At 65.9% G+C, this 12,123-nt stretch carries 14 protein-coding genes; 8 read left to right on the top strand and 6 right to left on the bottom strand.

The window, feature by feature from the left end; translation table 11 throughout:
* Window position 1: 1 nt before the first annotated feature.
* The 3 genes from SLP03_RS16245 to SLP03_RS16235 are packed head-to-tail and all read left to right on the top strand — an operon-like array spanning window position 2 to window position 2,293.
* Complete coding sequence (locus SLP03_RS16245) at window positions 2–490, top strand: hypothetical protein (protein WP_319461436.1); 489 nt, start codon at window positions 2–4, stop codon at window positions 488–490.
* Between the two features lie 10 nt (window positions 491–500).
* Window positions 501–1,643 carry a sensor histidine kinase gene (locus SLP03_RS16240; protein ID WP_319461435.1) on the top strand — a complete coding sequence of 381 codons (1,143 nt, stop codon included), beginning with the start codon at window positions 501–503 and terminating at the stop codon, window positions 1,641–1,643.
* Window positions 1,640–2,293, top strand: coding sequence for a response regulator transcription factor (locus tag SLP03_RS16235; RefSeq protein WP_319461434.1), 654 nt, complete (start codon window positions 1,640–1,642; stop codon window positions 2,291–2,293). The genes SLP03_RS16240 and SLP03_RS16235 overlap by 4 nt, the downstream gene beginning before the upstream one ends.
* A 113-nt stretch (window positions 2,294–2,406) precedes the next feature.
* Here the strand turns inward: SLP03_RS16235 and SLP03_RS16230 are convergent, their stop codons facing one another.
* Window positions 2,407–3,120 carry a response regulator transcription factor gene (locus SLP03_RS16230; protein ID WP_319461433.1) on the bottom strand — a complete coding sequence of 238 codons (714 nt, stop codon included), beginning with the start codon at window positions 3,118–3,120 and terminating at the stop codon, window positions 2,407–2,409.
* Window positions 3,117–4,220, bottom strand: coding sequence for a sensor histidine kinase (locus SLP03_RS16225; protein ID WP_319461432.1), 1,104 nt, complete (start codon window positions 4,218–4,220; stop codon window positions 3,117–3,119). The genes SLP03_RS16230 and SLP03_RS16225 overlap by 4 nt, the downstream gene beginning before the upstream one ends.
* Before the next feature lie 226 nt (window positions 4,221–4,446).
* Between SLP03_RS16225 and SLP03_RS16220 the strand changes: the two genes are divergently transcribed.
* The 3 genes from SLP03_RS16220 (at window position 4,447) to SLP03_RS16210 (ending at window position 7,500) form a co-directional block, all read left to right on the top strand.
* Window positions 4,447–5,067, top strand: coding sequence for a hypothetical protein (locus tag SLP03_RS16220; RefSeq protein WP_319461431.1), 621 nt, complete (start codon window positions 4,447–4,449; stop codon window positions 5,065–5,067).
* 431 nt (window positions 5,068–5,498) lie between these two features.
* Window positions 5,499–6,977, top strand: a complete 1,479-nt coding sequence (locus tag SLP03_RS16215) for an RNA-directed DNA polymerase (RefSeq protein WP_319461430.1) — start codon at window positions 5,499–5,501, stop codon at window positions 6,975–6,977.
* 142 nt (window positions 6,978–7,119) lie between these two features.
* Window positions 7,120–7,500 (top strand): hypothetical protein, encoded by a 381-nt coding sequence (locus SLP03_RS16210; protein ID WP_319461429.1) that lies wholly within the window; start codon window positions 7,120–7,122, stop codon window positions 7,498–7,500.
* 344 nt (window positions 7,501–7,844) lie between these two features.
* Here the strand turns inward: SLP03_RS16210 and SLP03_RS16205 are convergent, their stop codons facing one another.
* The 4 genes from SLP03_RS16205 to SLP03_RS16190 form a co-directional block, all read right to left on the bottom strand.
* Window positions 7,845–8,906: a hypothetical protein gene (locus tag SLP03_RS16205; RefSeq protein ID WP_319461428.1), complete on the bottom strand. Its 1,062-nt coding sequence runs from the start codon at window positions 8,904–8,906 to the stop codon at window positions 7,845–7,847.
* Window positions 8,907–8,950: 44 nt separating this feature from the next.
* Entirely contained in the window at window positions 8,951–9,601 is a 651-nt protein-coding gene (locus SLP03_RS16200) for a hypothetical protein (protein WP_319461427.1), read from the bottom strand.
* A gap of 43 nt (window positions 9,602–9,644) precedes the next feature.
* Window positions 9,645–10,088, bottom strand: coding sequence for a hypothetical protein (locus SLP03_RS16195; protein ID WP_319461426.1), 444 nt, complete (start codon window positions 10,086–10,088; stop codon window positions 9,645–9,647).
* A gap of 245 nt (window positions 10,089–10,333) precedes the next feature.
* Window positions 10,334–10,738 carry a hypothetical protein gene (locus SLP03_RS16190; RefSeq protein WP_319461425.1) on the bottom strand — a complete coding sequence of 135 codons (405 nt, stop codon included), beginning with the start codon at window positions 10,736–10,738 and terminating at the stop codon, window positions 10,334–10,336.
* A 217-nt stretch (window positions 10,739–10,955) separates the two neighbouring features.
* Between SLP03_RS16190 and SLP03_RS16185 the strand changes: the two genes are divergently transcribed.
* Together SLP03_RS16185 and SLP03_RS16180 are read left to right on the top strand one after the other, a co-directional pair.
* Window positions 10,956–11,624: a hypothetical protein gene (locus SLP03_RS16185; protein ID WP_319461424.1), complete on the top strand. Its 669-nt coding sequence runs from the start codon at window positions 10,956–10,958 to the stop codon at window positions 11,622–11,624.
* A complete protein-coding gene (locus SLP03_RS16180) occupies window positions 11,621–11,803 on the top strand; it encodes a hypothetical protein (RefSeq protein ID WP_319461423.1) in 183 nt (60 codons plus the stop codon). The genes SLP03_RS16185 and SLP03_RS16180 overlap by 4 nt, the downstream gene beginning before the upstream one ends.
* Window positions 11,804–12,123: the final 320 nt, after the last annotated feature.

Raw genomic sequence — 12,123 nt, 5'->3', positions numbered from 1 at the left:
CATGGACACGACACACCGAACGGCGATGAACGTCGTGCTGGGGCTGATCTTCGTCATCGGGCTCGGCCTCACGGCGTATCTGATCGCGGACAGTTGGGGCGGGCTCTATTGGCTGTTCGACTGCGTGGTCGGGGTGGCGGCGTGGGTGCTCGCGCTGCTGCGCGGGCCGCAACGTACTTGGCCGGTGGCGGGCGGGATCGCGGTTGCGGCGGTGGCCGTCGTGGTGGCTTGGGTCGCGGACCTGCCGCAGGAGCCGGGACCGGTCACCGCACTGGCGCTGACCGTACTCGTCGGCTCGGGGATCCGCACGCTGCCGGGACCGCGCGCCGCGGCCGTTGCGGCGGGCGGGCTCGCGGTGGTGGTGGGTACCTGGCTGACCGCGCTTCCGGATGCGGCGGGCTTCACCGTGGTGACCGTCATGAACACGGTCACCTGGCTGGTCGCCGTGGCGTTTGGGGTCAGTCTGCGCGCGGCCGGGCGGGCCTCGTAACTTGACCAGGGTGAGTATCTGGGACCGGCTGTTTGGGGTCGCGGCCACGGCGGTACTCGCCGTGGTCTTCCTCGCCGCGATCGGCGTTGAGGCCGTCGGGATCGCCCAGACGTGGGGTGCCCGGTACTGGCTCGCGGGCGGTGCGGCCGCCGTCGTGGTCTGTGTGCTGGCGCTGGTACGGCGGCGGCAGCGGGCGTGGGCGGCTGTCGCCGGTCTCGGGATCGCTGGACTGGCCATCGCGGCGGCCCGGGTGTTCCACCTCCCGACCGAGCCGGGACCGGCCATGGCGCTGGCGCTCGCCGTACTCGTCGGGTCGACGGTGCGCGCGCTGCCTCCCGTACCGGCTGGCGTGCTTGCCGCCGGAGGGCTCGCGGTGGTCGGCGGCGCCTATCTCGCCGCCCGGCCGCACTCCTCGGGCGCCTCGGCGGTCGTGGCAATGAACGCCGCGGCCTGGCTCGGCGCGGTCGCGGTCGGGCTGGCCCTGCGGCTGCTGGACGACCGGGCGGCGGCCACCGCCGAGAAAGTACGCCGGGACGAGCGGCTGGAGCTGGCCCGGGAACTGCACGACGTGGTGGCCCACCACATCACCGGCATGCTGATCCAGGCCCAGGCCGCCCAGCTCCTCGCGCGGAAGAACCCGGAGCAGGTGGCCGAGTCGCTGATCGGGATCGAGGCCGCCGGCGCCGAGGCGCTGCGCGCGATGCGCCGCGTGGTCGGGCTGCTGCGCGACACCGATGACGCACCGCCCGCCTCGGCCGGGCCGGAACAGCTCGGCGTACTCGTCGAGCGCTTCAACCGGCAGGGCCCGCCGGTGCGCCTGCGGATACCCGACGAGAGCGCGGCGTGGCCGCCGGAGGTGACCAGCACCGTGTACCGGATCGTCCGGGAGGCGCTGACGAACGTGGCCCGCCACGCGCCGCACGCCCACGGCGTCACCGTCACCGTCGACCAGAACCCTTCCGGTGTCACGATCGAGGTGGTCGACGACGCGCCACCGGGCCCGGCCCGCGCCTCTCACCGAGGCGGGTACGGCCTCATCGGCATGCGCGAACGCGTCGAAACCCTCGGCGGTGCCCTACACGCCGGTCCCCGCCCCGATACCGGCTGGTCGGTTCTGGCCACCCTGCCTATCCATGATGGACGGCCGCTATGACGATCCGCGTACTGCTCGCCGACGACCAAGCGATGATCCGTGGTGGCCTGCGGCTCATCCTCGAAGACCAGCCGGACATCAGCATCATCGCTGAGGCGTCGGACGGTGTCGACGCAATCGCGCAGGCCCGCCGGCTGCGTCCCGACGTCTGCCTGGTGGACATCCGGATGCCCCGGCTCGACGGCATCGAGGTGACCCGGGCACTGGCCGGGCCCGGCGTACCCAACCCGATGCGGGTCATCGTGGTCACCACGTTCGACCTCGACGAGTACGTGTACGGTGCCCTGCGCGGCGGCGCGGTCGGCTTCATCCTCAAAGACGCCGGCCCGGCCCTGCTCGTCGAGGCGGTACGCGCGGCCCACAACGGCGACGCGCTCGTCTCTCCGTCGGTCACCGTACGGCTGCTGCGCCACCTGACCGCACCGGCACCAGAAGCCGGCAAGTCGCTGCCGCCGTTGTCGGAACGCGAAATCGAGGTGGTACGGGAGATCGCGCGCGGCCGTACCAACCTGGAGATCGGGGCCGAGCTGTTCATCTCCCTGAGTACGGTCAAGAGTCACGTGTCGACCATCCAGACGAAGCTCGGCCTCCGCAACCGCACCGAGATCGCCGTCTGGGCCTGGGAGAACCGGATCGTCGAAACCGCCTGAACAGCAGCCAGAGCAGCGGTGTCGCGCGGGACGCCGGAACTGCACGACTGGCCTTCCGCTCGGTAAGGCGTGGCCGTCTCAGTATCCGGATCTGCCGCTGACCGCGCGCCCGATCAGCGTCCGGTCGTGCCGAATTGAGGATGCTCCGGTCCTACTGGCCGGGCGGGTGGCCGACCGCGCCGGTGGACGAGGGCGTGCTCGTAGGCGTAGACGACGACCTGCACCCGGTCGCGCAGGCCGAGCTTGGCGAGGATGTGCGCGACATGCGTCTTGACCGTGCCCTCGCCGATGAACAGGCCAGCGGCGATCTCGTGGTTCGACAGACCGCGTGCTACCTGGCGCAACACGTCGAGCTCGCGATCGGTGAGGGCGTCCAGCTCCGCCGGCCGAGAGTCATGGGGCGGTGGGCCGGCGAGGAAACGTTCGATGAGGCGGCGGGTCGTCTCCGGCCCCAGGAGCGCGTCCCCGGCGGCGACGACGCGTACGGCGTCGACGATGCGCTCCGGTGGATCGGTCTTGAGGAGGAATCCCGCCGCGCCGGCGCGCAGTGCCTCGTACACGTACTCATCGATGCCGTACGTAGTGAGTATGAGCACCCGGCTACGGACTGTTGCTCCGGCGAGCCGGCGAGTCGCCTCGATGCCGTCGAGCACGGGCATGCGGATGTCCATCATTACGACGTCGGGTTCCAGCGTCTTCGCGAGCGTCACCGCCTCGGCGCCGTCGGCTGCCTCGCCGACGACTTCCAGATCCGCTCGGGACTCCAAGATGGTGCGCAGGCCTGCGCGTACGACGGCCTGGTCGTCAGCGAGGAGGAGGCGAATCATGACCCGGTGGGGAAGGAGGCGCGGACCTTCCAGCCGCCACGATGATCGCTCCCGGCCTCGAACCGGCCGCCGAACACGGCGACCCGCTCGCGTAGCCCGATCAGGCCCCGGCGGCCGCCGGGGCCCTGCCCAGTGCCCGCGCCGTCGTCGGAGACCTCCACCTCGATGCCGTCGGCGCGGTAGCGCAGGACCACGCGCACATCGGCGCGGCCGGCGTGCTTGAGCGCGTTGGTGAGCCCTTCTTGGACCACACGGTACGCGTTGAGTTCGACGCTCGCGGGCAGGTCACGCTCCTTCCCCTCGGTCTGCACATGCACGGCGAGGCCTGCTGACCTGGTCGTGGCGACGAGCCGCTCGATATCGCCCAGGGTCGGCTGCGGGTCACGTCCTGGCCCCGGCTCGTCGCGGATCAGTCCGACGAGGGTGCCCATCTCCGTGATCGCTTCCTGCCCGGCGGCGCGGATCAGCCGGAGAGCCTCGCGAGCCTTGTCGGGATCGCGGTCGAGGACCTGCTCAGCCGCGCCGGCGTGGAGCACGACAACACCGAGGCTGTGGCTGATGACGTCGTGCAGCTCGCGCGCGATGCGGCGCCGCTCCTCGCTGGCGGCGGCCTCGGCCAGCGCCTGCTGGTCCTGCTTCAGCACGTCGGCGCGGTGCTCGGCGGCCCGTGCCTGCCCGCGTAGACGCCGTGCGGTCAGGCCCACGGCGAGCGGCAGGGACAGCGCGACGCAGGTCCACAGCAGGTCGGGCACCGCCTCCGCGGCGGGCTGCCCGAGCCCCGTCGTCGCGGCGAACCCCGCGAGCACGGCCACCGCGAATGGGAGGTTGCGGCCGTAGGCACCCACTGAGTACGCGGCCACAAGGCCGATGAGCACGCTCGCGCCCGCCTCGTAGTGGCCGAATGCCACGTAGATGACCGCGAGCGCACCGAGGGCACCGGCGAAGGAGACGAGCGGACTGATCCGCCGTACCGTCAGGAAACAGGCGGACGTCACCGCTAGCCCGGCCGACGCCGAGTGAGGCTCTGGCCAGTCCGAGGTGCGAAACGCGTCGAGTCCGACGTAGGCGGCCAGCGAGAGCGCGAGCACGATGTCGAGCAAGGGCGACCTCGCCACGCGCCGCACAACGGAGCCGAGCCGCCGGGCCTGCATGAGCGAACAGTAGTCCCGACTCCGCCGCGGGCGCGTCCGCCGTGAGGCAGATCCGGCCTCACCCGCGCGGCCGGGCCGCCTCTGACCGCATGGTGACGACAGGGACGTCCCCGGGTCCGTACCGTCGGCACCGGTGGCCTGAGCGGGTCGCCGGGACCGAACCCGAGGGAGCACGATGATGGACCGATTCACGCGTGCGGGGACCGTCGCCGCAATCCTGGGAGGACTGCTGCTCGCGCTCGGGTCCTTCCTCCGGCTCCTGCCGCCGCACTACGAGCAGTTCTCCGACGAGGCCGTCACCGGCGCGTTCGCCCTGTCCTCAGCACTCCGCTTCGCCGGGGCCATCCTCATGACGTGGGGGCTGGTCGGGATATACCTTCGCCAGGCCGACCGAGCGGGCCGGCTCGGACTCGTTGCCGTCATCGCATGCCTGGGCAACATGGCCCTCCAGGGTGGATGGATATTCGCCGACCTCTTCGTCGCACCGACCTTCGCCGAGAGCGCGCCACAGGTCCTCAACGCCGATTCACCCGGCCGCCTGGCGGCGGCCGGCATGACCGCGTGGCTGGCCAACACGTCCTTCGTCCTGCTGGGCGTCGCGAGCCTGCGCGCCCGAGTGCTGCCGAAGGTCTGCGGTATCGCACTGGTCGTCGCCGGTGCGGTCACACTGGTTCCGCTGCCCGTCGACGGGCCCGCCTACGAAGTCATCATCGGAATCGCCTTCGCCATCGCCGGAGTTCGCGCATTCGGGGTGCGGGCGCCTGTACCGCTGACCACGGCCCAGCCCGCAACCTGACGGCCACCACCCGCCGCCAGCCGCAAGGCCTGCGGCAGGCGGGAGTCACGCGTACAGCATGCCGGCCTCGTTGAGCCCGGCTGCCCGGTCCGATCGGCAGGCCGCAGGTTAGCTGCCAAACGTTGGCGCGACATCCTCATTTGCCGCGATCCGCGCGTGGCGGAGCGTGACGGCGGCCGCTACCGCTCGGCATCCTGATCTGCCGATGAGAGTGGCTTGTCGGCAGGGGCAAGACAAGGGTGACAGCTTTATCGTGATCGAGACGATATTAGGAAACCGCTGGGTGGCGCAGTGGCAAAAGTCCAACTTCGCGCTTCTTTGAGACGACCTCACATGATCTCGTGCTCCGAGCATCCGCTAAATCCGTTCGCCGCCCCTCGCTTCCTGCATCATCGGGTTGTAGTCTGATTTTGTGATTTGTCTACCGCTAGATGGGCTCGCGCGAGACGGGGGGCACCGTGCTGCAGTGGGGTTCTGATATTCTCGAACGAATTTCTTTATCGAGCACGGCCGAAAAACCATCTTCTTACCTTCTTGAGCACTTCCCTCCGCTGCTTGCTGACGAATGTCTCCAAGGGCAGACGGAAGGAGTGGTCAAGCATGTTGAGGCAGCCCTTCGGCGAGGCCACGTTCCGAGTCACGAAATCATTCCGATGCCGCGCGGTCTGGATGGTTACAGACCTGTCGTGTATGCAGATACTACAACTCGTATAGCATATGCGGCACTTGTCGAGGCCGCGCTGCCGGTTCTAGATCCCCCCTCGCGGTCCGAGGCGAACCGCTGGGAGTTTCGAAACCTTGGCACGGATGAATCAAAACCAGGATATGTAATCCTTTCTGATATTGCATCGTGTTACGAGTACATAGCGCCAGCGATTCTTTCAGACGAGCTATTCATGCGGTCGGATGATTTCGAACTCGTCAGGCACCTTCTCGACCTCCTGCAACATCTGACCACTCTGGAACGGGGCATTCCCCAGATGCTCGAGCCCAGCGATCGGCTTGCCGATCTGTACTTGAGCAGGATCGACCGGTCTCTTGAGAGATCCGGGCTGCGATGGATGCGCACGGCCGACGACTACAAGGTAGTCGTGCCTTCCTGGGAGGAAACTGCTGGAGCGCTCGAGTTGCTCGATAGGGAAGTTCGCAATGTGGGATTGATACTCTCCGCCGAGAAGACCCGCATCGTGCGGGCTGGAGTGAGGGCTAAAGCTCGATCGAGTAGCTCGCCGGAGACGGACGCGGAGGTAGAGGAAGGAGAGGAGGAGACATCTCCAATCGAAGCGCTCCTAGAATGGCACGAGTCTTGGCGTGGACGCTCGCGCACCGTTGTCATGAACATTCCTGGGCCTCCTCCGACTCGAGAGATACGCCGTCTCAGTTCAGCCGAAGACGTTACCGCCGACTTGTTGGCAGACCTCGTTTTCGCCTACCCGCCCCATCTCGAGTATGTCGTAGGCATACTCGCTCGGCTGGTCTCCACCTCTGACGAGAATGATGCTCTGGCAGTAGAGGCGTTTAGCAAAATTCTGGAGCAGAGTCGTCCAACCTCTTGGAATATGCTATGGCTGCTGGAAGGCGCCAGTGCCTTATTGCGAACGGGTAGAATGTCGGAAAGCGTAGACGCTAAAGCGGCAGCTATGAAGGGCTTGAAGGACGACAAGGAAGTAGTGCGCTCGCAGTCCGCATGGTTTCTTGCTAGATTCCACTCCCTTCGATTGGGTGACATTCAGGACCTGCACCTACATGCAAGCTATCTGACAATCCCAGCCGTTTCTGCTGCGGCAACGCTTGCGGCTACGCGGGCCGACGGTGAGGAGGGACGGAAGCTGAAGCAGCTAGCGTCCGCCATCATCGCTAAGCAGCCATTGAGTGAGATGGCAGCAGCTTGGGCGAAAGCGTATGTCTAGCTGGCCCGCAATCCTGACTGAACGGCAGGAGAGGGCGCTGGGGCGATTGTCGACGATCCGTGATGCGCTAAGCCGTGGGACCGTTTCTCCCGAGTGGGTTGTGATCACCGTTTGCACTACTCTGGAGACCTACTGCTCAGAGATGCTTGAAGAGCTCGTTAAGAACCATTTGGTTAGTGCCGGTAAATTCGAAGCCGCGTTGATCTCTGCCCAGAAATCGGACATGAATAAGTCATGGTTCAGCCGGCTTAAGTGGCTATCCGTAGGCTTCTCAGTGCAGCTGGATGATTCGTGCCGGCAGGAGCTGCTCGCGTTAATAGAGCTTCGCAATGCAATCGCACACAACGGCTACTCATTCACTGCAAGACAGACTGCTCACTACGAAGAGTTCTTGAAGCAGAGAAAGGTGCTTGAAAGTAATTTCGGCGTCCTTTTCCGTGGTGCTGATTTTAGAGTTGGTTGCACGAGTGGTGACATGGCAATCCGACTGGGCCGCAAGATCGCGCTGGAGTTTATTAGGTAAACGCCCCATCCCGTCATACCGTGATCTGCGCGCCGACTGCATGCTCGCTGACCAGGCCGTCAGGCGGCGTGCCGCGATGGCATCAGCCGTAGTAGTGGTGAAGGCCTACGGGTAGGCCCGAACCAGCCGGTAAACCTGGCGCCGTGGTGGCCTGGGCAGTGATGCGGCCGCGGCCTCGGGCGGGTACGGCCAGAAGCTACGCCGGCTTCGTCCTTGAATGCAGCGGATAATCGGCCAGGACCCCATCCTGATTGGCCGCGATCCGCGCTACGCAGCGTCACGCCGAGCTGGCCCGGTGGCCTTCCGGACGTGTCGATGAGAGGGCACTCGATCTTGTTAGCGGATTACCCAGTCGGCGGCTGTTTTACCAGGACGACTGCTGTCGGATCGATGCCCTGAGCCGTCGCGAGGTAGGGCAATTCGTGCTCCCCGCCTGACAGTTCGATGGCGGCCTTGCCCGCAAGATGGGCGGAGTTGACTGACTGGCCGTTAGCAACCGAAGAATAAAGGGCAGCGGCGTAGTTAAGGGCGTCGCCGTCGTCGATGCTGTCTGTCATACCGATCGCCAGGGGTGCGAAGCGGTCGACGAGCGCGTCGGCCGTGCCGGAGGACTTGCAGGCGTTGAACACGATCAGGGTCGGCGGAGAGTCGGTGGCTTGGCACGCCGAGGCGAAGGCGCTCGCAGTCACCACGACGCCGGTGTGGAAGTAATCCACATCTTCCTCGAAGGAGATCAGCTGCTCATCGCCGTGCCCAGAGAAGTGGACGACGTGAGGGCGGAATTTGGCGATGCCGTCCTGCAAGTCCTGTGTAGTAGCCGAAAGCCGCACGTCAATCTCGACCTGGTCACGGTGCAGCGCAGCTTCGACCGCTCGGCGGATTCTGGTGTGTTCGCGCGTCACGCGGAGGTCCCCCTCGGAGGACGCGCCCAACATGAGGATACGGAGTTTTTCGGCTCTCGGCGCGCTGAGTGCATGCAACGCCTTCTCTGACATGGCGATTCTTTCCTGCGATGATGCAACCTGCTGCGCGAGCTGGCGTTGCTGTGCCTGTGCTGCCCGCTGGGCGATGGTCTGCTGACGGGCGGCTCGTTGACGTTCAGCTGTTTCCGCATTCGCGATCTTGGTTTGTAGCTTCGCCGCATCGGAGCCGTAACCAGCGGCTTTGGCCTCCAGTGCGGATGCGTCTCGGCCGTACTTGTTGGCTGCCTCCAAGGCCCGGGCGGCTTCGCGTCTCTTGCTTTGAGCTTGCGAAGGGCTGCGAGTGCGGCGGGCGGCCTGATCGGCTTTGGCTGCGTCGACGCGCTTGCGCGCCTCCTTGGTGCGCAGGTCCGCGGCCCTGCGCGCGCTGTCCGACTGCACCTTCTGCTTGCGCTCCAACTCTCGCCGATCCTGCTGGATACTCACGAGTCTCCTATCGGGGCGGTTGATGATGATGTTAGCCGCTGCCGTTACTGGCCTTCCCATACACGGGTTGCCGGACCGGTGAACTCTAGGTCATTTGTCCGAGTTAGGAACGACGCTCGGGATTCGGTGGAGAGCTGCGTGTTTAGGTCGAATTGAAGCAGACGGCGCCACCTGTCTTTCTGCCACCACCGACGCGGAGCCGACCGAACCTCGACGGTGACGACGTAGGGACCGTCCGCGAGCGTCGTGAGTGGACCATCCCACTGAAACTCCACGAACTTCTCCACCATCCCTCGTCCATCCACTGCGAACGGCGCGTTGTATGTCCGTGAGTCGGAGTAGACGTGGGACCGACAAGCAATCCACGGCATAATCTTCGGTAGAGCGACAGAATCCGCCGTCGGCTCGGCAACATCCCGGCGTCTGGCCTCGGGTAAGTCGACCCGCAATCGAAGCCCAACCACCGCGAGCGGCGCCGGTGCCGGATTATGAATCACCAGCGGCAGCACTATCATTATCTTGTTTGGCCCAAAGGCAGCTGCGTAGACCTGCGGCGGATAGCTGCGTAGTCGGCCACGTCGAACCTGGATCCACCAGAACGAACCGATCGTGAAGAAGAGCGCGCAGATGGACGCGACCAGGCCGGGAGTAATCCACGCATCTGAGGCGCCAATGACTGGCTTGGCGAGCGGCATGGGCGCACGCTACCGCAGAGGAGCCCCCAGCTGCGCCCTCGGATCAGGCCGAACCTATCCAATGCTGCACGGCCACGCCAATCTCGCCGAGGTTGCTACCGTTCTCCTGCTCGACGAACTGCCATAGCGGCCATCCGCAGCCGTGAAGTTCGGCCCAACCGCGTACCGCCGGCGCTGGCAGCTCCTTCTCGACCATCGTTCCGACGTCGCCCGCGACCGTCCCGCAGCCAAAACGGACCGGCACGCCACCGATGCTGCGCCACCTGATCAGGAAGCGTTGGTTGGCACAACCGTTCATGGTGGCCGGATAAGGGTTATCGGGGTCGTCGGGCGATAGAGATCGCCATTCCCCGCAGAACACCCGCAGGTGAGCTTCCCACTCCCGACGGAGACGCCAGCCCCGCAGAACAGTGGGGAAGTCTGGGCCCTGATCTGCGTGGATCGAGTTGCCTGTGTTGGCGCCGTTCCACAGGAGCGTATCGTCCACGTTTGAACAGTAGCGCATCACCAAGCATCTCCACGACGCGGCCTGGCCTGGCTCACGTGGCCGTCGTCTACAAACTCAAGCCAACTGTTACGGCGGACTTCTGTAAGTGCTCAAGGCTCGTGCGGTCGCTTTCAGCGACGCATCCTCTCATGCCGCCGACCGGGCGTCACAGCGTGTGACGGACGTACGGTGGTGCTCGACGCGCGGTCACGCCGATGAGCGAACGCAAGTCCTGAGAGTGCCGGTCACCTGCACACCACAAGGCTGGCTGCGGGATCAGCAACCACGGCGTGGCCCCAGTCGCCGACTATCTCCCATGTCAGCGTGCCGTCGGGGTCCTGGCTGACGACGTGGAAGAGATCGATGTTCCCGTAGTCGGCAGTGCCGTCTGGGTCGACAGTCGGGAGAGCCTCAGGCCGGATAAGCGTGATCGGATGATCGCTGCTCACGGTAAGACGCGCCCGGCGAAAGCATGCCCACTCGTTCGGAGGCGGCGCCTGGTACTCGCCGTGGTCCGGCGTCAGCAGTGCCTCTAGTTCGAACACCAGATCCGCCGTGGCGTGCTCGATCCCAAGCACCCACGAATCCTCCAGCAGAACGGCAGCGAGATCAGGAGAGTACTGGTCGTAGCCCTGGAAACCGTCAACCACGCCCTTAGGATAGAGAGGCCAGTCGCCTGGTCACGTGTCGATGGCGTGCACTCATCTGCCGCTGGTCGGGCGTCGCGGCGTCCGGTCCTGCCGAAGAGCGGATGTTCGGGCTCACCCGGGCCACCGAGCGTGGGGCGCCGGGCCTGCTCCGGACGGCGCCCGGCCGGCACACTGAGCCTTGGATATGAAGAGTCTCTGTCGTACTAGTCTGCGGATCATGGCCTTGCAACCGGATGAGTTCTATGACCACGCAGTCGCCGCTGCGGATAGCGCGCGCCGGCTCCCGCTGGCACGTATGACGGGGTGGGAGATCAGTCCGTTCGAGCCGGACGGGCTGCGCGTCGCGCCGCTGCGCCCGCCGGTTCTGCCCGAGCCGGCGCGGCACGGCGAGGACCCATCGGACTGCAACGACTGTCGCAACCGGGACGAAGGAATCTGGTTCGACGACCACTGGCGGCTGGCCCAGATCACGGGAGTCGGCGTGCCGCTGGTGCTCATGCTATATCCGCGCGATCACTACGACATGGCGGACCTGCCCGATGAGCTGGCCGCCGAGCTGGGACTGTTAAACACACGCATCGTCCGCCACATGCAGGCACTGCCGCACGTCTCGCGGGCCCACGTCTACCGCATCGGGGACGGTGCTGCACACCTGCACATCTGGTTCTTCGCCCGGCCCGAGGGACAGGCCCAGCTGTACGGGTCGTGGCTGGTCGTCTGGGACGACCTCTTGCCGGAGTACCCGGCGGACGTGGCGGAGGCAGACGCTGCGATCGTGGCGGACGCGTTGGTCGCCTCCTACGGAGGCCGCCGGTCGGCCACCAGCGAACCGCCAGCCGATCCTGGGCGACTGGATCAAACGGCGATGACCCACGAGCCGAGGTGACCGATGCCGACAACGTCGGCGTCCTGCACCCAGAGCCGCCGGGTGTCGTGGACCCGCTCGGCCGACAGGTGAGCGCCATGAATGCGACTCGCGCGAAGTACGACCTCGACGATCAGGAACTCGCTGACGTGGCCGTCCTTCTCGGCCGCCCCGTCACGCGGATCCTCGCCCATTGGTGATCAAACGGGCCTCATACTCGGTTCGAAGGTTGATCGAATGCATGCTCATGCCGCGATCCGCGCGGTCATGCCGATGACAGTGCGTCAAAAGTGCCCGTCGGCGACGGTGCCGCGCAACGTGCAGCGGCGTCAGCGAGGATCGCCTGGAGTCGTGCTCGGCATTCGGCGACGAAGGTGGGATAAGTGCGCCAGTAGTAACGAGGTCGTGCACGATTAGGACCCGGTAGTGCTTGTATGCCGGGTTCGGTTTGGTGGTTTGCTTACCGTTCGGCGCAGCGGTCGGAGACCAGTCCGGCGATGGCGAGCGTGGTGTCTTCGAA

The organism is Micromonospora sp. RTP1Z1 (genome assembly GCF_033804685.1).
Lineage (GTDB): Bacteria > Actinomycetota > Actinomycetes > Mycobacteriales > Micromonosporaceae > Micromonospora.
The sequence above is the reverse complement of the archived record's forward strand: the minus strand, read 5'-3'. Positions and strand labels throughout refer to the sequence as shown.